At 66.3% G+C, this 20,054-nt stretch carries 19 protein-coding genes; 8 read left to right on the top strand and 11 right to left on the bottom strand.

The features are described from left to right. Positions 1–108: 108 nt before the first annotated feature. The gene (locus tag OCI36_RS01290) at positions 109–876 is read right to left on the bottom strand and encodes an IS982 family transposase (RefSeq protein ID WP_261663264.1); all 768 of its coding nucleotides are present in this window, start codon (positions 874–876) and stop codon (positions 109–111) included. 548 nt (positions 877–1,424) lie between these two features. Next, positions 1,425–2,285, bottom strand: a complete 861-nt coding sequence (locus OCI36_RS01285; protein ID WP_261663263.1) for an aminoglycoside 6-adenylyltransferase — start codon at positions 2,283–2,285, stop codon at positions 1,425–1,427. Between the two features lie 50 nt (positions 2,286–2,335). Between OCI36_RS01285 and dxr the strand changes: the two genes are divergently transcribed. After that, positions 2,336–3,520: a 1-deoxy-D-xylulose-5-phosphate reductoisomerase gene (gene dxr, locus OCI36_RS01280; protein WP_261663262.1), complete on the top strand. Its 1,185-nt coding sequence runs from the start codon at positions 2,336–2,338 to the stop codon at positions 3,518–3,520. Beyond that, a complete protein-coding gene (locus tag OCI36_RS01275; RefSeq protein WP_261663261.1) occupies positions 3,517–4,647 on the top strand; it encodes a M50 family metallopeptidase in 1,131 nt (376 codons plus the stop codon). Before dxr ends, OCI36_RS01275 begins: the two co-directional genes overlap by 4 nt. An 11-nt stretch (positions 4,648–4,658) precedes the next feature. Here the strand turns inward: OCI36_RS01275 and OCI36_RS01270 are convergent, their stop codons facing one another. Then, complete coding sequence (locus OCI36_RS01270) at positions 4,659–5,000, bottom strand: hypothetical protein (protein WP_261663260.1); 342 nt, start codon at positions 4,998–5,000, stop codon at positions 4,659–4,661. Between the two features lie 46 nt (positions 5,001–5,046). Here OCI36_RS01270 and OCI36_RS01265 point away from each other — a divergent pair, with 46 nt between their 5' ends. Both OCI36_RS01265 and OCI36_RS01260 read left to right on the top strand, forming a co-directional pair. Then, positions 5,047–5,925 carry a sulfurtransferase gene (locus tag OCI36_RS01265; RefSeq protein WP_261663259.1) on the top strand — a complete coding sequence of 293 codons (879 nt, stop codon included), beginning with the start codon at positions 5,047–5,049 and terminating at the stop codon, positions 5,923–5,925. Between the two features lie 85 nt (positions 5,926–6,010). Further along, on the top strand, positions 6,011–7,264 hold the full coding sequence (locus OCI36_RS01260) for an NRAMP family divalent metal transporter (RefSeq protein ID WP_261663258.1): 1,254 nt from the start codon (positions 6,011–6,013) through the stop codon (positions 7,262–7,264). Between the two features lie 101 nt (positions 7,265–7,365). On the opposite strand, the gene pheA is transcribed toward OCI36_RS01260, so the two are convergent. The 6 genes from pheA to crcB all read right to left on the bottom strand — a co-directional run bounded on the left by pheA (position 7,366) and on the right by crcB (position 12,516). Next, positions 7,366–8,526, bottom strand: coding sequence for a prephenate dehydratase (gene pheA, locus OCI36_RS01255; protein WP_261663257.1), 1,161 nt, complete (start codon positions 8,524–8,526; stop codon positions 7,366–7,368). Positions 8,527–8,599: 73 nt separating this feature from the next. Next, positions 8,600–9,739, bottom strand: a complete 1,140-nt coding sequence (gene tyrA / locus OCI36_RS01250) for a bifunctional chorismate mutase/prephenate dehydrogenase (protein WP_261663256.1) — start codon at positions 9,737–9,739, stop codon at positions 8,600–8,602. Further along, complete coding sequence (locus OCI36_RS01245) at positions 9,736–10,191, bottom strand: GNAT family N-acetyltransferase (RefSeq protein WP_261663255.1); 456 nt, start codon at positions 10,189–10,191, stop codon at positions 9,736–9,738. Before OCI36_RS01245 ends, tyrA begins: the two co-directional genes overlap by 4 nt. Before the next feature lie 25 nt (positions 10,192–10,216). Then, positions 10,217–11,473 carry an exodeoxyribonuclease VII large subunit gene (gene xseA / locus OCI36_RS01240; RefSeq protein ID WP_261663254.1) on the bottom strand — a complete coding sequence of 419 codons (1,257 nt, stop codon included), beginning with the start codon at positions 11,471–11,473 and terminating at the stop codon, positions 10,217–10,219. 76 nt (positions 11,474–11,549) lie between these two features. Further along, complete coding sequence (locus OCI36_RS01235) at positions 11,550–12,053, bottom strand: hypothetical protein (RefSeq protein WP_261663253.1); 504 nt, start codon at positions 12,051–12,053, stop codon at positions 11,550–11,552. Positions 12,054–12,132: 79 nt separating this feature from the next. After that, positions 12,133–12,516 carry a fluoride efflux transporter CrcB gene (crcB, locus tag OCI36_RS01230; protein ID WP_261663252.1) on the bottom strand — a complete coding sequence of 128 codons (384 nt, stop codon included), beginning with the start codon at positions 12,514–12,516 and terminating at the stop codon, positions 12,133–12,135. Between the two features lie 219 nt (positions 12,517–12,735). On the opposite strand from crcB, the gene OCI36_RS01225 reads away from it, so the two are divergent. Continuing rightward, positions 12,736–14,976: an EAL domain-containing protein gene (locus tag OCI36_RS01225; RefSeq protein ID WP_261663251.1), complete on the top strand. Its 2,241-nt coding sequence runs from the start codon at positions 12,736–12,738 to the stop codon at positions 14,974–14,976. Positions 14,977–15,012: 36 nt separating this feature from the next. On the opposite strand, the gene OCI36_RS01220 is transcribed toward OCI36_RS01225, so the two are convergent. Next, positions 15,013–16,182, bottom strand: a complete 1,170-nt coding sequence (locus OCI36_RS01220) for an acyl-CoA dehydrogenase family protein (RefSeq protein ID WP_261663250.1) — start codon at positions 16,180–16,182, stop codon at positions 15,013–15,015. A gap of 106 nt (positions 16,183–16,288) precedes the next feature. Next, on the bottom strand, positions 16,289–16,927 hold the full coding sequence (locus OCI36_RS01215) for a DedA family protein (RefSeq protein WP_261663249.1): 639 nt from the start codon (positions 16,925–16,927) through the stop codon (positions 16,289–16,291). Positions 16,928–17,011: 84 nt separating this feature from the next. Between OCI36_RS01215 and OCI36_RS01210 the strand changes: the two genes are divergently transcribed. The 3 genes from OCI36_RS01210 (at position 17,012) to OCI36_RS01200 (ending at position 19,989) form a co-directional block, all read left to right on the top strand. After that, on the top strand, positions 17,012–18,070 hold the full coding sequence (locus OCI36_RS01210) for a CAP domain-containing protein (protein ID WP_261663248.1): 1,059 nt from the start codon (positions 17,012–17,014) through the stop codon (positions 18,068–18,070). A 67-nt stretch (positions 18,071–18,137) separates the two neighbouring features. Further along, complete coding sequence (locus OCI36_RS01205) at positions 18,138–18,986, top strand: DUF4384 domain-containing protein (protein ID WP_261663247.1); 849 nt, start codon at positions 18,138–18,140, stop codon at positions 18,984–18,986. Positions 18,987–19,140: 154 nt separating this feature from the next. Beyond that, positions 19,141–19,989 (top strand): ion transporter, encoded by an 849-nt coding sequence (locus tag OCI36_RS01200; protein ID WP_261663246.1) that lies wholly within the window; start codon positions 19,141–19,143, stop codon positions 19,987–19,989. The last annotated feature ends 65 nt before the right edge of the window (positions 19,990–20,054 follow it).

The following is a 20,054-nucleotide window of genomic DNA, read 5'->3' as shown; positions in this document are numbered from 1 at the left end:
ATTCTGTTGTTTTCACACTCTCAGGAAACCGTGAACAGTCGGCCCCATCAAGCTTGATGGGGCCGACTGTTGGTTTTTGCCTTCTGGAACGAGGTCAAACTGAAGTTGTCACCTACTGAGGTGCGCGAGTACAGCCAGAACGACGCGGAGCTTGAGTGACGCCAGAGTTTTGGTCTGAACGGAACGAATTTGCGCTTCTACGAGCGCAGAGAAGACCGTTTCAATGCGTTTGCGAATTCTGGGATGGCGAGATTCTCGCCATCCCGTGTCGTATTTGGTGTTCTTCTTGGGTGGATACACGTAGCCTAGACAGCAATAGCCTTTGTCGCCAATGATGGTTGGGCCTTCAAACTCTGGCCACCTGAGATTCAGCTCGTAACTCACCGTAACGTCGTGGAGGTTTGCAGGTCGGATGACGTACTGAACGATTTGTCCACCTGGTGTGACCCAGGCGTGCAACTTGTATCCGAAGAACTCACCCTGAGTTCCGAAACCCCACTTTGCTCCTGGGAATTGACAAAGATGAGTGCGTTTGGGACGGCAAATGGGGAGGGGCATCGAATCAATCACAACCTCGGCGCACGGCTGAGCTGGGCTGGCAACATGTTCCAAGAGTGGTAAAAGCTTGATGCCCCTGGTGTAAGCCTGTGTGTAGGAAGGAAGACCGGGACGGTCTTCCTTGAGGATGTTCCACCAGATGGAAGCAAATGGATGCTTGAAGATGAGACGGGAGAGCAGCAGAGCAACCAGCATGGCATCTGTGACCTTCTGGTGCTGGCAGGATTTCCGGTCACTGAAGTGCTTCCTGGCCCAGAGATAGAGGTGGCGAATGACGTGTCGACGTCCTAAACTATGGTGGAGACGATATTTAGCCATGTCGTCTCTATTTTTATGTGCCTGAGACGCACTTCAACAGTGGTCGGTCAGCCCTAAACGGCGTTCAGTGTGGAACGACTATGTGACGCGGAAGCAAGCAGCGCAGACAGCTAAAAAAATTCCCCACCTCGGCGAAAGCGGGTGGGGAAAAATTCAACGACAGCAGGTCTGGTCTTATTTTTCCCCTGGACCAGAAATGCTTAGTACGTTGTTGACCGTAAGTAACATAGCTAAGAGAACTTTACGCGCAGCGGCAGGGAGCGTCAAGCCCTTCTCATAGACGCAAAAGAGATTTTATGCAGCTGAGTGTCTTCCTCTGGTCAGGCGGTGCTGACCGGAATATGGCCGGCTCAAGGCAGGGAAAGCTCATAACTGCTGGGGCGTTTATGGGTAGACCGTGCGCCAGACTGAGAAAACCCTAGCGAGCAGAGAAAGGTCAGCTGCCGAAGCATCGGCTGAGTAAGAAGCATTCGCACCTGGGAAGCCCTCTGTTACCAGCCGGGTCACAGAGCCGAGAGGGCACCGGGATGGTCAGATGTGTCGCCTGACTATCCCGGGCAGCCTTGCGCATCGCTGCGCAGCTGCCGCAGGTAAGTGCTGACCCGGCTCGCCTCTTCTGCTGGAAGGGCATAGCCGGTGCAGGCAGCGACCTCAGTGGCCGCCTCCTGAAACAGCGCCGTCATGGTCATCAGGGCGTTCCAGTTGGCTGTAGCTGCGGCGCCTGCGTAGGTGGCATCCAGGCGGGTCAGCCAATCTGGGGGCAATACGCCCACGAACCGTGAACTAAACTTGCCCGGATTCCTCGCCCAGCCACTGCGGCAGCCAAAAGCCCATTCCAGCATCCGCAGCAGTTCACCGCGCATCAGCGCGTCGAGGTGGTACTTGGCGTAGCCGGTCTGTCCGCGGCGCAAACCCTTGGCGACATAGGGCGCCAGCCACCAGAACTCGTTGCAACAATCGGCAAAAGCCTGGGCGTCCGGCGGCTGCGGGAAATGGTCGCCCTCATGCGGGCCTGGCAGATCGGCAAACAGCCTGTCCTTGTCCAGCAGCACTTTGGAGAGACTTTCCGGCTGGACCTGGGCCCGGCACTCCAGCGGCACCAGGCCCAGGTCCAGCCGGCTGCCATCCAGAAACTGCATCAGATAAAGGATGGGCGAGGCATGATCGTATTTTTTTTCGCCCATCAGCGCCGGAATCTGAAGAATCATTCGCTCGCCGAAGCGGTCTATCCAGCTCTGGTCAGCCGTGAACGACGGCAGGTGACGTACATACAGGGTGACGTCGAAGTCCTGAAAAGGGTCGGGCCGGATGGCCGGATTCACCCGCGAACCACTCAAGATGGTGGCTCGGACGCGGGTGTCGGTTTCGGCAAAGGCCAGTACGCGGCCCAGGAGCGAAGCTTCGGACATGCTCCCAGAGTAACGGTGCTTCCCGCGCGTCCCCGCCCATATGCGGCATCATGGAGCGCGTGAAGCTCACCGTTTTAGGCAGCACAGGCAGCATCGGCACCCAAACGCTGGAGGTGGCGCGGCAGCGCGGCTGGCAGGTCAGCGCCCTGGCCGGCGGGCGCAACCTCGACCGGCTGGCAGCGCAGGTGCGCGAGTGGCAGCCGGCCGCCATAGCGGTGGCCGATGATGCCCTCCCGGAAGCGCGGGCCCGCTTCACTGGCACCGAGTTCTCAGGCACCGAAATCCTGCCGCTGGACGAGCTGGCCGCCCGTGAAGCGGACGTGGTGGTCAACGCTATAGGGGGCCTTCCGGGCCTCTCCCCCACCCGCGCCGCCCTGGAAGCGGGCCGGGCGGTGGCGCTGGCCACCAAGGAAGCGATGGTGACGGCCGCTCCGCTGATCTGGGCGGCGGCGCAGCAGGGCGGCGGCAGCCTGGTGCCGGTCGATTCCGAGCACACCGGCATCTATCAGTGCCTGGTGGGCGAGCGCCTCAGTGACGTGGCCGAGCTGATTCTGACCGCGTCGGGCGGGCCGTTCCGCACCGGCCCCGCCGACCTGAGCAGCGTGACCCCCGAGCAGGCCCTGAAGCACCCCAGCTGGAACATGGGCCAGAAGATCACCGTGGACAGCGCCACTTTGATGAACAAGGGCCTGGAAGTGATGGAGTGCGCCGCGCTGTACGGCCTGCCGCTCTCGCAGGTGCGGGTGGTGGTGCATCCGCAGAGCATCATGCACGCGGCGGTGCGCTGGCGCGACGGCAACCTCAGCGCCAACGTGGGCCCCACCGACATGCGGCTGTCTATCGCCTATGCCATAGAAGCAGCGGCGGCCGGCGGCATGACCCGGCCCGGCGAGGTGGTGGGCGCGCAGCGCGGCGCCGGCGCCCCCGAACACCTGGCCTGGCCGCTGGAAGGACAGTGGGAATTCCACGCGCCCGACCTGGAACGCTTTCCCGCCCTGGGACTGGCCTACCGCGCCGGCGAGGCCGGGGGCCTGCTGCCCGCCGCGCTGAACGCCGCCGATGAGGTGGCGGTACCGGCCTTCCTGGCCGGGAAGATCGGCTTTCTGGACATTCCCCGCGTGATTGAACAGGTGCTGGACGAATGCCCCCAGGAACCGCTCGGCTGGGCCGCGCTGATAGACGTGCAGGCCTGGGCCACCGCCCGCGCCCAGGAACTGTGCAGGGCACTGCCGTGAACCCCCTGCAGGCCATCTCTGCGGCACTGACCCCGCTGGGTATCGTGTGGACGCTGCTGCTGCTGGGTATCATCACCGGCCTGCACGAACTGGGGCACTATTTCGCCGCCCGCCGCCAGGGCGTGAAGGTGGATTCCTTCAGCGTGGGCATGGGGCCGGTGCTGCTGCGCCGGCACTGGCGCGGCACAGAGTGGCGCATTTCGCTGCTGCCTATCGGCGGCTACGTGCAGATCAGCGGCATGGCGCCCGAGGAGGCACCCGACGGCACGCTGCGGCTGCCCACCACCGGCTTCGCGGCGCTGCCCCCGCTGGGCCGCATCGCCGTGCTGCTGGCCGGGCCGCTGGTCAATCTGGTGCTGGCCATCGGGCTGCTGACCGCCACTTTCAGCGCCCTGGGCGTAAACGCCGACGACCGCATCCGGGTGGGCGAAGTGGTGGCCGGTTCCCCGGCCGAGCGCCTGGGCATCCAGCCGGGCGACGAGATCGTGGCGCTGGACGGCCGCCTGCTGCCCAAACGCGCCGAAATAGACGGACAAATGCAGCCCGGCTACCGGCTGCTGGGCGAGATGCTTGGGGAGCCGGGGCGCCACACCCTGACCGTGCAGCGCACCGGCGAGGCCCAGCAGCGCCAGCTGGCCTTTGACTGGGCCCCCACCGTCAACGGCGAGCGGCAGTTGCTGGGCATTCGCTACGGCCCCGGCAGCGTGCCGGTCAGTGTGCCGCAGGCGCTGGGCCGCTCGGTGCAGGCCACTGCCGAATCGGTGCCGCTGGTGGTGAAATCGTTCGGGGGTCTGCTGCGCGAGATGTTCAGCCTGAACATCAAGGGCAAGGAAACGGACGACGTGGGCGGCCCGATCCGCATCACCGAGACGGTCAGTCAGGCGGCGGCGCTGAACGGCTGGGCGCTGGTGCAGATTGCCACCTTGCTGAACCTGTCGCTGGCGGTGTTCAATCTGCTGCCCATTCCGGGCCTGGACGGCGGCCGCATCGCGCTGGTCTTGATCGAGATGCTGCGCGGCCACCCGCTGACATTTGCCCAGGAACAGAGTGTCACGGCAACCGGCATCCTCTTTCTGCTATTTCTGATGGTCTTTGTGCTGGTGCGGGACGTGACGCGGTTTTTTTAGAGGGTTCAGCGTCAGCTGGAACTTTTTGCCCAGGGGCCACAGCGAATGATGCGGTATTCCCTGCCCAGAGCCATGTCCAGCCCATCCAGAAAATCGCTGACCTCAGCGTGAAACTCGGCTCTTTCTCCTGCCTCCCAGGGCACGGGCGGCCTGTACCATCCCACAGCTTCGTCCCAGTGTTCCATCAGGGCTTCTCCCCAGAGAATGAGGTCAAGGGGCAAGACCAGATCACGCAGGGAAACCGGGCCATGGAAACATTGCCAGGCGTCCGCGTTGGCGCTCCATAGGCAAATATGGCTGCCTGCTTCGAAGAAAAACCGAAACTCGTAGGTCGGTTCGTAGAGGTCATCCACCGGAATAGACCGGACAGTGGGTATATGCGGAGTCTAGACTCTGACCATGACCCAACCTGACTTTCCCACCCCGCTGGTGAGTGCCGAGTGGCTGCAAGCCCACCTCCACGACCCCGAGCTGCGGCTGCTGGACTGCCGCTTCGACCTGCGCGACGCGCTGCTGGGGCGCATGGCGTACTTCGAAGGGCACATTCCCGGCGCTGTCTATGCCGACCTGGAAATGAACCTCAGCGGCCCGCTGACAGAGTCGGGCGCCGGGGGCCGCCATCCCCTGCCGGTTCCAGAGACCCTGGCCGCCTGGCTGGGCGAGCAGGGCATCGGCCCGCAGAGCCGGGTGGTCTGTTACGACGCAGGCGGCGAACAGGGCATGTATGCCACGCGGGCCTGGTGGCTACTGCGCTGGCTGGGGCACGGGCAGGTGGCCGTGCTGGACGGTGGCTTGGCCGCGTGGCAGGCGGCTGGCGGCGAGCTGACCGCCGAAGAGCCGCAGCCGCAGCCCGCCACCTTCACCGCACAGGTGCAGCCGGGGTTCGTGGCGACTGCCGACGAGGTGGCTGACCTGCCCGCCGGCACCCTGCTGATCGACTCGCGGGCACCCGAGCGTTACCGGGGCGACACCGAACCGATCGACCGCCGGGCCGGGCACATTCCGGGCGCGGTGAACCGCAGCTGGACGGAAGCGCTGGACGCAGAAGGGCACTTCCGCAGCGGCGAGCAGCAACGTGAACGCCTGGGCGCTGCCGGGGAGCAGGCCACCGTCACCTACTGCGGCAGCGGCGTGAGCGCCACGCCCAACCTGCTGGCCCGCGAACTGGCCGGCGTGCCGCTGGGCCCGCAGAACCGGCTGTATGCCGGCAGCTGGAGCGACTGGGTCAGCGATGAAGCACGCCCCATTGCAACCGGCAGCGAAAAGAGCGAGGACTAAGCTGACCGTCTGTCAGGTGTAAAGAATCTTAGAATGAGAAGGCGGTGCATTTGGCCTTTCGGCCGCTTTCATGTTAGAAAATGTCATGCAAGCGGCTGTTCAACCTTCTAGCTGGAAAACTCGTCTCTCGGCCCTGGGGCCAGGCATCATGATGGCCTCGGCGGCCATCGGTGGGTCGCACATCGTGTCCTCGGCGCAGGCCGGTGCGCTGTTCGGGTGGCAGCTGGCCGGTCTGATTCTGCTGACCAACCTGCTGAAGTACCCCTTTTTCCGCTTCGGGCCGCAGTACACGGTAGAAAGCGGCCGCAGCCTGATCGAGGGCTACGCCGGGCAGGGCCGGGGCTATCTCTGGGTATTTTTTATCCTCTGCACGGTATCCTCGGTGATTTCCACCGCCGGGGTGGGCTTGTTGTCGGCGGTGATTCTCAACTCCATGCTGCCGGCCGGGTTCGCGGTCAGCGGGCCGGTGATGGCCAGCCTGATGATGCTGGTGGTCTGGGTGATGCTGATTGCCGGGCACTACAAGGCGCTGGACGGCATCACCAAACTGATCGTGATTGGCCTGACCGTCTCGACGGTTGCCGCCACCTTTATCGCGGCCAGCAAAGGTTCCAACATGATGCCGGGCTTCGTGGAGCCGTCACCTTGGAACCTCGCCACCCTGCCGTTCCTGGTGGCGCTGGTGGGCTGGATGCCCGCGCCTATCGAGATCAGCGCCATTAATTCCATGTGGGTGCGCGCCAAGCAGAAGATCAACCCCGCCAACTACGCCGATACCATTTTCGATTTCAACGTGGGCTACATCACTTCGGCCATTCTCGCCATCTTCTTCGTGGCGATGGGCGCGCTGGTGCAATACGGCAACGGCGAGAAGCTGGAACCGGCCAGCGCCGCTTACATCAATCAACTGGTGCAGATGTACGGCCGCACCATTGGTGACTGGTCGCGGCCGGTGATCACCTTTATCGCTTTCATGTGCATGTTCGGCACCACCATCACCGTGGTGGACGGCTACTCGCGCGCCAGTGCCGAGGCGCTGCGGCTGCTGCGCGGCGAGAAAGAACTGCGCGGCCGCTCGATCAGCCTCTGGATTACCGGGGTCAGCGTGGTCAGCCTGGCGATCATCCTGCTGATGCAAAATCAGCTGGCCGGCATGCTGAAGTTCGCCATGACCAGCGCCTTCGTGACCGCCCCGATTTTCGCGTGGCTGAACCTGCGACTGGTCAACGGCGAAAAGGACCTCTCGCCGGCCCTGCGGGTGCTGGCTTACGCGGGCCTAGCTTTCCTGGTCGGCTTCACTCTGCTGTTCCTGGCGAATCTGGCAGGCCTGCTCGGCTGAAGACAATACAGGGACAGCACCCATCAGAACAGGGAGGGCCAATGCCGGCTCTCCCTGTTTTCTGTTGTCCAGTACGTTGCTTTTCCCTTTGCGGGTTCTGGTCAGGCCAGGGCGCGCGGGTAACTGCCCACCACTTTCAGGAAAGTGGCCCGCTCGCGCATCTCCCGCAGGGCCTGGGCCACGCTCTCGTCCTGCTCGTGGCCTTCGATGTCAATAAAAAACACGTACTGCCACAGCCCGCCGCGCACGGGCCGGCTTTCCAGCTTGGTCATCGACACGCCCAGGCGGCTGAATGGTTCCAGCAGTCGGTGCATCGCCCCGGCATGTTCGGACTGCGGCGCGGCCACCACCAGGGTAGTGCGGTCCTGCCCGCTGGGGCCGGGGCTGACGTGGCCCAGCACCAGAAAGCGGGTGGTGTTGCTGGGGTCGTCCTCCACGTTCTGCGCCCGCATGTTCAGCCCGTAAAGGCCGGCCGCCGCGCCGGGGCCCAGTGCCGCCACGTTCTCCTCGCCCGACTGCGCCGCCAGCCGGGCCGCCTCGGCGTTAGAGCTGACCGGCAGGCGCTCGGCGGTGGGCAGGTGCCGGGTCAGGAAATCCTGACACTGCGCCAGCGCCTGCGGATGGGCGTAGACCCGGGTGACCTGCGCGGCACTGCGGCCCGGCGACATCAGGCAGTGGTGAATCCTGAGCGTGACCTCACCGCAGGCCCGCAGCGGCGTGGCCGGCAGCAGGTCGAGGGTGCGGTTCACAGCGCCCTCGCTGCTGTTCTCGACCGGCACCACCGCGTAGTCGGCCTGACGGGCTTCCACTTCGCGCAGCACCGCGTCGATGGTGGCGCAGGAGGCCAGCTGCGCCGCGCCCCCGAAATGCCGCCGGGCAGCCTGCTCGGTAAAGGTGCCCGGCGGCCCCAGATAGGTGACCGTCAGCGGCCGTTCCAGCGCCAGGCACTCGCTCATGATTTCGCGGAAAATGCGCTGCACCGCATTGCCATGCAGCGGCCCGCTGTTCAGCGCCGCAATGCGGGCCAGCACCTGCGCTTCTCTTTCGGGCCGGTAGACGGCAGCCGTGCCCTTGAGCGTACCGATGGCCCGCGCCTCGGCGGCCCGCTGGTTGAGCAACTCCAGCAGCTGGACATCTACCGCGTCTATTCGCTCGCGGTGCGGGGCAATAGCGGCAGCCAGAGCCGGCGAAACATCGGGCGCGGGATGCCCAGCTGCAGGGTGGCCGGGCGTAGGGTGCGCGGAGTCAGGCTGGTCGGACATGGTTCATTCTAGTGCGCCCCCGGCACTTCCTGCGGCCCTGCCACTGGGCACCCGGCCCTAGCCTACCCAGTCCCTAGCCCACCCGGTCCTTGCTCTGGGCCAGCATCACGCGGCTCTCGTTCAGGAATTGCTCGCCCAGCGGCCCGAAGAATTCGCGCACCTCCTGAAAGCGCCGGGTGAAGCCCCCACGGTCTTCGCCCTCCAGCAGCTCGATCACGTCGGCCAGGGTGGCGTGGTAATCGCGGATCAGGTCCAGGTGCTGGCGCTGTGACTGGATGATGTCGTAGTAGAGCCCCGCGTCCTGCGCGAACAGGCGCCCCACCATCATCAACTCCAGGCGGTAGATAGGGCTGGAGAGGGCCAGCAACTCGCCGAGGTCCGGCTGCTCGCGGCTGAGGTTCAGGCCGTAAGCGTAGGCGGTGGCGTGGCGCATGGCCTGAATCAGCCCCATGTGGCGGTCGTGTTCTTCGGGCTGCGCGGCGTGCAGGCGCAACCCCCACAGCCGCAGCTGTTCCAGCAGCCAGTCCACCTGCTCGGCAGTGCCGCGCCCGCGGCAGAACACGGTCACTTCCTTGGCGAAGGTCAATACATCGGGGCCGAACATGGGATGCAGCCCCACCACCGGCCCCGGGTGCTGGGCCAGCATGGCCTGCAAGGGCGCCGCCTTGACCGAGGTCAGGTCGGCCAGCAAGCAGTCCTGCGGCAGCGGGGGCAACTGCCGGATGACCGCTTCGGTATCGTGAATCGGCACGCTGATCAGCACCAGGCCGGCATGCTCGACCAGCTTGGCGGCGTGGTCCCAGTCATCCCGTTCCAGCACCGCCACGTCGTAGCCGGATTCGCGGAAGGCCTGCACGAAGCGGCGGCCCAGCCGCCCGGCGCCGCCCACCACCACCACCCGCAGGCCGGGGCGCACTCCTTTACTGTGGCCGTTTTCCTGCACATAGCTTTCGCGCATACAGCGGCGCAGCACGTCCTCGGCCAAGTCGGGGCTGATGCCCAGTGCGGCGGCCTCGGCGCGGCGGGCCTCCAGCAGCGCGGCTTCGCGCTCGGGCACATAGATGGGCAGGCCCTGGGCGCGTTTGACATCGCCCACCTGCCGGGCCAGGTCAATGCGCCGCTGCAACAGCCGCAGCAGCTCGCGGTCGCCGGCATCGATCTGTTCGCGCAGCGCGTCCAGCTCGGGCTGGGCGGCAGAGTCGGGCGCGGTCATGCCGGTTCCCCCACTTCCAGCAGGTAATGCACGCCCGTGCTGCGCCGGAAGCCATAATGGTCATAGAGGCGCTGGGCTGCCAGGTTGTCGCCGGCCGTTTCCAGGGCCACGCCTCTGGCGCCGCTCTGCACCGCCAGGTCACGGGCAGCGTCCAGCAGGGCCACGCCCACCCGCTGACCACGGAACTCGGAACGCACAAACAGGTCGTTCAAAATCCACAGCCGCTTCATCCGCACGCTGGAAAAGGAACGGTACAGCTGAGTGAAGCCGGCCGGCACACCGTTCAGATGCGCCAGCAAAATGACCGATTCGCCCAGCAGCAGCCGCTCCTGCAAAAAAGCGTGGGCCGCGGCCCGGTCGCTCGGCTGCCCGTACCAGACCCGGTACTCGTCAAAGAGGTCACTCAGAAGGTTCAGGTCGTCCAGGGAAGCATGACTGATCTGCGGCGGCATGGGTCAGTGTACCGCCGCACTCCGTTCAGGGCTCAGGCTGTACTGGTCCTGCCACTGCCTGCTCTGAGATCACCTGCACCGCCACGTCCCCGTCTGCAAAATGCAGGGTCAGCGGCTCATCCGCGCCGACCTGCGCCGCCCGGGTGACCGGCTGCCCGGCCGCGCCGCGCACCAGCGCGTAGCCACGGCCCAGTGTGCGCTCGGGCGACAGGCCCACTGCCGAACGCATCAGCGCAGTCATGTCTCGCTCGGCATCTGTCAGTTGCCGCCGGGCAGCGCCGCGCAGCCGGTCGCGCAGCCAGCGCACGCCGGCGTCGGCGTTCGTGGCTTCCTCGGCCCCAGCGCGGCGAATGGTCTGCCAGTCGGCCTGGGCCTGGGCCGCGGCATTCACCACCGTGCGGACGATATGGGCGGCGGCCTTGCTGGGCGTATCGGTGCGCAGGGCGGCCAGCTCGTCGGGCAAGGTGTCGTCGCGGGCGTGCCCCAGCCCGGTGATGACCGGCGCGGGAAACTGCGCCAGAGCACGGCCGAAATCCAGGTCGTTCAACCAGGCCAGGTCGGTGGTGGCGCCCCCGCCGCGAATCACCACCAGGGCGTCCAGCGGCTGCTCGGCGTGCAGGGCCAGTGCCTCGGCGGCGGCGCGGGTCAGGCTGGCGCTGGCCTCGCGGCCCTGGAAGGTGGCCGGCAGGTACAGCAGCTCCAGGGCGCCGGCCTCCTGCAGGGGCGCCACCTCGCGGTGAAAGTCGCCCAGGCCGGCGGCTCCCTCGGGAGCAATCACGGCGATGCGGGCGTAATCGGCCGGCAGCGGCAGGGCACGGTTCAGTTCGTAGACTCCTTCGGCCTGCAAGGTTTCACGCATAGCCCCCAGGCGGGCGGCCGCCTCGCCCAGCGTGAATTCCGGCGAGAGGTCGTGAATGTGCAGCGAGAACCCGTACTGCGGATGGAACTCGGCGGTGCACAGCAGCAGCACCGTCATGCCGGCGCTGAGGCCGCCGCCGGTGGCCCGCCGCAGCTTGCCTTCCAGGGCAAAGCGCTCGCGGGCCCACAAGTTGGCGCGGCACTTGGCGACCTGCTGGCCACCGTCCAGCTGAATCAGTTCCAGGTAGAGGTGCCGGCGGTCTGTCAGCTCGGCAATTTCGGCCCGCACCCACACCGCGCCGGGCAGGCCCCGGCCCAGCACCTGCCCCACATAGTCCAGCAGCTCGGAGAGTTCCAGCCACTGGGTGGGAGCGGCGTCTTCGGCGGCGGGAGCAGAGGAGCGGGCAGAGCGGCGGGGAGGCATAGGAGACAGTCTAGAGCAGGGCTGCGCAGCTCAGGCTGCCAGCAGCGGCTTTTGTGCTGCCCCGCGCCGAGCATGGTCAGAGGGTGGCGGCTGCCCGCAGGCCAGTCAGCTGCACAGTGGTGTTGGCGGGCAGCGATCCTTCTTTCAGCATCAGCCCCAGATGGCCCTGCGCGGCATGCGCCAGCTCGGTCAGGCTGGCGCCGCGCAGCAGCACGCTGGCCCCGGTCTGACCCGCTTCAAAGGTCACCGTGCCAACGGTCTCGCCGCCCGCGAGGCAACCCCGGTAGCCCCCGTAAGACAGGCAATTGACCGGCAAATCACGGGTCAGCAGCACATCCACCACCACGCGGGAACTGGCCGGGACGCTCAGCGTCGCCTGCCCTGTGACCGAGATGTTTTTCAGGCGGCCGTCCACCGGCGCGGGAAACAGCGGCGCTTCCTGAAACAGCCGCAGGCCCGAAGCCACCAGCGGCAGCGGCGTGGTCAGGGTCACGTCCGGCAGCGGCTGCGGGGGCAAAGTCACCAGGCTGCAGGCAGCCAGGGCAGGCACGGTCAGGAAGGCCAGGGCGGCTTTGGTCATAAGGCTCACTTTAGAGCCTGGCCGGGTGAGCGGCGGCTCACTTTGGCTCCCGCAGCTCAGCTGCCGCGGGCCGCCAACATCAACCTCTGGCCAGCAGCCCCAGGGCCAGCCAGCGGCCCAGCGCCGCCGCCAGCACGCCCCCGCCCACGCTGAGGCCCAGGTACAGTGCCGTTTCGGCGTAGGCGCCGCGGGCCAGCAGGGTATCCAGGTCCACGCTAAAGGTGCTGAAGGTGGTAAAGCCGCCCAGCAGCCCGCTGCCCAGTGCCAGCCGCGCCGCGTCGCTCAGCGCGCCCCGGCCCACCAGCGCCAGCAGCAACCCCAGCAGCAGCGAACCGAGCAGGTTGATCAGCAATACAGCCAGCGGCCAGCCGGCCCGCAGGGTCAGCGGGGCCAGCAGCAGCGTGGCTGCATGCCGCAGTGCTGCGCCCGCCGCGCCTCCCAGAGCGATATACAGCCAGGTCATGGGCCGATGCTAGTTCAAAGCGGGACCCGGGTGCCGGCCGCCTGCCGAGCCCAAGCGGAAAGAATTTCACATTTGCCCCCTATACTGACGGGGATATGCGTGACCAGACACGTTCTGGCCCGCCGGAGCGTCCGGACGGCCAACCCGCTTTTCCGGCTTCCGTTCCGGTGGCTGAACAGCTTCCCGCAGAGGTCCGGCAGCTGACCGAGCAGGCCGAAGTTGCCCTGGCCCAGAACCCGGCGCAGGCGCTGCAACTGGCCCGGCAGGCCGCCCCGGGCGGCCGAGCAGACCGGCACCGGCCCCCTGCAGGCCCGCGCCCTGGGCGGCCTAGGGGCCATCACCACCCAGACCGGCCAGTACGGGGAAGCGCTGCAGACCCAGCTGGAAAGCCTGCGGCTGGTGCAGGAGCTGCGTGACAGCGAGGGCGAGGTCCGCACCCTGAACACCATCGGCTACCTGTACATGCACCTGCAGGACTACGACCAGGCCCTGAAATATCAGCTGGAAGCCCAGGCGGGCGCCCGCGCCGCCGGGCACCTGCCCCTGGAAATCAGCGCGACGATCAACCTGGCGGCCAACCACGACCAGCGCGGCGACCCGGAAACGGCGCTGCGGCTCAACCGCGGGGCGCTGGACCGGATCAGCGGTCTGGACATGGGACAGTTTGCCGCCATCCTGCACGGCAACATCGCCACCAACCTCAAGAACATGGGACGCTTTGAAGAGGGCCTGGACGCCTGCCGGCAGACGATGGAGCTGGCCGAGCGGCTGAACCTGAAAGAAAGCCTGTGCGACGGGCTGATGACCCGTGGGGCCATCCTGCGGCGTCTAGGCCGCTCAGCCGCAGCGGCCGCCGACCTGCAAAAAGCACTCAACATAGCCGAGGAGTTGTCGGCCACCCACTACCTGCGTGAAGGCTACTGCGAACTGTCGTATGCGCTGGAAGAGCTGGGCGATATGGCCGGCGCACTGACGGCACTGCGGCGCTATCACGAGCTGAAAAAAGAGCAGCTGGAAACCATCTCGCAGGAGCGCACCAAAGTGCTGGCCACCCAGCTGCAGATTGACCGGCTGGAGTTTCATGCGGCCGAGCAGCAGCAGCGCGGCGATCAGCTGGCCGCCATGAACGAGACGCTGCAGGCGGCGCAGGCCGAGCTGGCTTACCGTGCCTCACACGACAGCCTGACCGGGCTGCTCAACCGCCCGGCGCTGGAAAAGCAGCTGGAAGCCATCTGCCAGACCCGCCCGCCTGAGGTGACGGCGGTGCTGTTTATCGACCTGGACCATTTCAAGCAGATCAACGACACCCTGGGACATCCGGTGGGAGACCAGCTGCTGAAACAGGTGGCCGAGCGGCTGCTGCACAACGTCCAGCCGGGTGACGAGGTGGCGCGGCAGGGCGGTGACGAGTTCACAGTGCTGCTGCGGTCGGTGGACTCCCCACAGGCAGCCGAGCAGGCCGCACAGCAACTGCTCGAACAGCTGGCCCACCCTTACAGCGCCGGGGGGCTCACGCTGCACACCACCGCGTCTATCGGCATCGCCATATTTCCCAACCACGGCCTGGACGTGATTACCCTGCAAAAGCACGCCGACCTGGCGCTCTACCAGGCCAAGCAGGAGCGCGGGCGTTACCGGATGTACCAGGCCACCCTGGGCACCGAGGCGCTGGAGCAGCTCACGGTGGAACAGGCGCTGCACACTGCGCTGCAAGAAGACGGCTTTTATCTGCAGTACCAGGCGGTGGTGGATTCGGGCAACGGCCAGCCGGTGATGATCGAGGCGCTGCTGCGCTGGCACAGTCCCTGGGGCGAAGTCTCGCCGCATGTATTTATCCCGGTGGCCGAGCGCAGTGACCTGATCCTGCAGCTGGGGTCCTGGGCAGCGCGGGCGGCCCTGCAGCAGCTGAGCGAGTGGCGGCAGCTCTGGCCACAGCTGAAAATCAGCGTGAATGTCTCGGCGCGGCAGCTGACCCAGCCGGACCTGGCCCGGCAGGTCAGCGCCTTGCTACAGGAGTACGGCCTGGACCCCGGCGCCCTGATGCTGGAACTGACCGAGGCGGCCGTGGTGGACGTGCGCCGGCTGCGGCCCTTTCAGGAGTTGCAGGCCGCCGGGCTGAGCATCGGGCTGGATGACGTGGGCACCGGTTACGCCAGCCTGGCGGGCCTGGCACAGCTGCCCATGCAGGTGCTGAAAATTGACCGCTCGCTCACCGCGCAGCTGACACCAGTCAGTGCCGGCCGCTCCACCCGGCCGCTGATGCACGCCCTGATCACCTTCGCGCAGGAATCGGGGCTAGACGTGGTGGCCGAGGGCGTGGAAACCTCCGAGCAGTTCGACCTGCTGCGGCGCTGGGGACCGATTCAGATTCAGGGCTACCTCGAAAGCCGGCCGCTGTCCACCGAGGACATGACCAGCTACCTGGAGTGGAAAGCCCAGGAAGCTGGCCTGCTGCCCTGACCCACCTTAGCTCTCTTACCTGCCTGCCTCCTTCCTCTAGCCCATCGCGCTTTCCCCGGTCAGGCCCCGGCCAGCGATCAGGGTGTGGATGTCGTGGGTGCCCTCGTAGGTGTCTACCGTTTCCAGGTTCAGCATGTGGCGAATCACCGGGTACTCGGTGGTGATGCCGTTGGCGCCCAGCAGTTCGCGGGCCAGCCGGGCGCCTTCCAGAGCGCGGCGCACATTGTTGCGCTTGACCAGGCTGACCTGGGTGTAGTCCATCGTGCCGGTGTCTTTCAGCACGCCCAGCCGCCAGGCCAGCAGCAGCCCGGCCGAGTGGTCGGTCGCCATCTTGACCAGTTTGTCCTGCACCAGCTGCCGCGAGGCGGTGGGTTGCCCGAAAGTGATGCGGCTGCCGGTGTAGTCCAGGGCGGTGGTCAGCATCAGTTCCAGGGCGCCCATCGCGCCCCAGCCGATGCCAAAGCGGGCTCCGGTCAGGCACGACAGCGGCCCTTTCAGCCCGCGCACACCGGGCAGCAGCGCCGACCCCGGCACCCGGCAGCCGTCCAGCACGATTTCCCCGGTCACGCTGGCCCGCATGCTCATCTTGCGGTGAATGGTGGGAGCGCTGTAGCCGGGGGTATCTGTAGGCACCACAAAGCCGCGTACCGTATCGCGCCCGGCCTCCTCCACCTGCGCCCACACCACCGCGATATCGGCCAGCGGTGAGTTGGTGATCCAGATTTTGTCGCCGTCCAGCACCCAGTCGTCGCCGTCGCGGTGGGCGCGGGTGCGCATGGCGCCGGGATCGGAGCCGCCGTCTGGCTCAGTCAGGCCAAAGCAGCTGATCAGCTCGCCGCTGGCCAGCCCCGGCAGATACTGGGCTTTTTGCTCGTCGCTGCCGTAAGCATGAATCGGGTACATCACCAGGCTGCCCTGCACGCTGGCGGCGCTGCGAATCCCGCTGTCCACCCGGTCCAGCTCGTACATCAGGGCGCCGTAGAGGTTGGAACTGGCCCCGCTGCCGCCGTATTCCGGCGGAATCATCGGGCCCAGCAGGCCCTGGGTGCCCAGGCCGCGCATCACCTCGCGCACCGGAACTTCTGCGGCGTCCCACCATCCGGCGATGTGGGGCATCAGGGCTTTTTCGGCGTACTGGCGGGCACTGGCGCGGGCCTGCCGCTCCTCGGGAGCAAGCAGGTCCATCACGGCAAACTGGTCGAACATGAGGGGGCCTCCTGTCGGGCGGTGCTGGGGGATAGATTGAAGGAACAGCCCCATTAAAGCAGAAGAGTTGCGGCCGCCCGGCGAAGTACTTGTTTCGGCCCCGGCCTCAGCTGGCCGCTCCGTCTCCGGCGCTGCCGCCCTTGCCGGCCCGGCGGCGGCTGAGCACCCACCAGATAAAGCCCAGCACCAGCAGGCCCAGAATGATCTTGGACGCCGGGTCCACATACTGCGCCACCCGGTCGTAGTGTTCGCCCAGCAGGTAGCCGGCACCGGCCAGCAGCGCCGCCCAGAGGCCCGAGCCGATCAGCGAGTACAGCAGGAACTGGGGCATGTTCATCGCATTGATTCCGGCCGGCAGCGACAGCAGGCTGCGCACACCCGGCACCATCCGCCCGAACAGTACCGCCCCAGCGCCGTGGCGGTCGAACCAGTCGCTGGCTTTTTGCAGGTCGTCGCCGCTTACAGTGAGCCAGCGGCCGTAGCGGTCGGCCCAGCGCTTGCTGCGTTCCAGCCCGAACACCTTGCCGACGTAATACAGCGGCAGGGTGCCGATCACGCTGCCCAGCGCCCCGGCCGCGATCACCCCGAAGATGTTCAGCTGGCCCTGCTCAGGCGAGGCAGCGAAGCCGGCCGCCGGCATAATCACCTCGCTGGGGATGGGTGGAAACAGGTTTTCCAGAACCATCAGCAGAAATACGCCCACGTATCCCAGCGAGTTCATCACGTTCAGCAGCCAGTCAATCACACTTCAGAATCTAACGTCCCCGGGTGAGGGGCGCATCATCCTTAAGGTGGGGGCACAGCGCCCGCGCCGTTTACACTGCGGCCTATGCGCCCTCTCTCCCGCACCGCCGCCCTGCTCACCTGCGCCGCAGGAGTACTGCTTTCACTCGTTCCGGCCGCCGCGCAGGAACAGTTTGCACAGGAACAGTTTCAGGTCTCGGCCGAGACCGACAGCCAGCGCCTGGCCCCGCTGACCGTGAACTTCCGGGCACAGGTGAGCAGCGGCACCGACGTACGCTGGAACTTCGGCGACGGGCAGGCGGCGCAGGGCAGGCAAGTGACCCACACCTACTACCAGCCGGGGCACTATGTGGCGGCGGTCAACCTCAGCCGGGGCAGGCTGCCGCTGGGCCAAAGCCAGCTGCCCATCGAGGTCAAGTCGCAGGGGCAGGAACGGGCCAAGCTGGTGGTGCTGCTGGGCCTGGACAACGTGCTGCTGAGCGACGTGGGCAGCGTGGTCTACCGGCCTTATCAGCCGCACTACTCGTTGAATGGACAGGCGCTGGATGACCGGGGCTCCGGCCGCGTCACGGCGGCGCTGCAGCCTGGAACCAACACCGCCAGCCTCAGCCTGAGCGGCGTGGGCGGGCCGCTGAAGCGTTCGGTCAGCTTCACGCTGCCGTCCAGCGTCCAGACCTCGGCCGTCTATGAGGATCAGGTGCTGCGGGCCATCAACCTGCTGCGCACCAGCCGCTACAACTGCGCCACCGGCCGCACCGACGGGGTGGCCCGCGCACCGCTGACCCGCAGCCGGGTGCTGGACCGTGCCGCACTGGCCCAGGCGCTGGCGATGCCGGCTGCCGGGTTCGTGAACCATGTCAGCGAGCTGGACGGCAGTTCTCCGGCGCAGCGCATTGCGGCCGCCGGCTACCCCAATGCCAACACCGCCGAGAACCTCGCCGTAGGCCAGCCCACCCCGGCCGAGGCCGTCTCCGACTGGCTGAACAGCCCCGGCCACTGCGCCTCCATCATGGGCGACTACACCGAAACTGGCCTCAGTTACGTGCGGGTGCCGGGCAGCGAGTACCTACATCACTGGGTGCAGGAATTTGGCAAGCCACAGCGCGCGGCGGCCGCCCAGTCCGCCAAAGCTGACGGAAAGTGAGAAAACGCCCTAAATTTCCAAGTGCCCTCATCAGCTCACCGTCACGTGGGCGCGGCAGACTTGGGCCATGAAAAAGACTTTGACTGTTCTGACCGCCGCTCTCGGCGCCGCCGCTTTCGGTTCTGCCCACGCTGCTCCCCAGATCAGCGCCCAGAGCATCATCGTGAACCCCGCCCCCACCCCGCTGACCGTGCAGGTCTGGACCGACCGCGACACCAGCGGCGCCCGCACCCCCAACTACTACGTGGGCAACAAGATCCGTCTGTTCACCAAGACCAACGAAAGCGCCTACGTTTACCTGTTCAACGTGGACCCCAACGGCAAGGTTGACCTGATTCTCCCCAACAACCTGCAGTCGGGCGGCAACTACCTGCGCGCCGGTGAAACCCGCGTGTTCCCCAGCGCCCAGGACAACTTCACCTTTGACATCGCCGCGCCCTACGGCGTGAACAAGGTGCTGGCCCTGGCCAGCCGCGAGAAGCTGAACCTGAACCAGCTGGCCGATTTCCAGAGCCAGAACGCCTTTGCCACCGTGAACGTCAGCGGTCAGCAGGGTCTGGCCCAGGCACTGAGCATCGTGGTGAACCCGCTGCCCCAGACCAACTGGGTGACCGACACCGCCTTCTACAACGTGGCCCGCGGCGGCACCACCACCCCGGCTCCTTCGACCCCGGTGGCTCAGGTTCCCCGTCCTAACTTCAACCAGGCCGTGTGGCGCTCCACATTCCGCATGAACACCACCCTGGAACGCGTGCACGCCCAGTACCTGAACCTGATGAGCAACCAGGGCTACCGCCTGACCAGCACCAGCCGCAACGGCAGCCGGGTGTACTCGACCTTCACCCGTTCGGGCCGCACCGCCAGCATCCTGATCGACCAGAACGGCTCCACCTTCTCCGTGAAGCTGGCCCAGTAAGGTCCCCCGTCTCTTCTCTCCCCAACCCCCGCCTGTGCGGGGGTTTTTTTGTGGGCGGCGTGGCTTGTCCTGCTGTCCTTGCTGCCTCTCCGGCCTCAGTCTCCGGCCCGGCCCACTGTGCCCCTGTCCCCCCGCGGCCTAAACTGGGTGCGCCATGTCTCCTGCCCCTGACCCGCAGCCCAGCACGTTCGTAGACCGCCGGCCCCCCTGGCGGCGGGCGCTGGGGCGGATGATCTTCGGGCTGAACAGTCCGGTGGCCCGGCTATACGACAAGATCGTGATCGTGATGATCGCGGCTTCGGTGCTGGCGGTGATGCTGGAAAGCATCGCGGGCCTGCCGGCCGAACTGCATGCCCTGCTGCGCTGGGCCGAGTGGGTCTTTACCATCGTCTTTACGCTGGATTATCTGGGGCGGCTGCTGGGGGCGCGGCGGCCTCTGCGCTACGCCATGAGCTTTTACGGCGCAGTGGACCTGCTGACCATCTTGCCTTCTTATCTCAGCCTGCTGTTTCCGGGCAGCCAGTACCTGCTGGTGGTGCGGGCACTGCGGCTGCTGCGGGTATTTCGGGTATTCAAACTGGCCCGCTACACCGATCAGGCCGCGCTGCTGGGCGAGGCGCTGGTGGCCAGCCGCGAACGCATTACGGTGTTTTTTATCTCGGTGCTGACACTGGTGATCGTGTTCGGCACGCTGCTGTACATGATCGAAGGCCCCGAACACGGCTTTACCTCCATTCCCACCGCCATCTACTGGGCGGTGGTCACGGTGACCACGGTGGGCTACGGCGACATCTCGCCCGGCACGCCGGCCGGCAAGTTCTTGGCGACCGTTGCCATGCTGCTGGGCTACGCAATCATCGCGGTGCCCACCGGCATCGTGACGGTGGGCCTGCAGGAAGTCCGCGAGGTGCGTAAGGGCCGCGTCTGCCCGCAGTGTGGCCTGGCCAAACACGACACCGACGCACACTTTTGCAAGCGCTGTGGGGAAAATCTGCCGGGGTGACGGCCCCGGCGCCCTGCAGCAGTTCTCCGAATGACCCGTGCGCCAGCACATCACCGCCACCCGCT

It is taken from the genome of Deinococcus sp. Marseille-Q6407 (assembly GCF_946848805.1).
Lineage (GTDB): Bacteria > Deinococcota > Deinococci > Deinococcales > Deinococcaceae > Deinococcus.
This window is presented reverse-complemented; position numbering and strand designations above follow the sequence as displayed.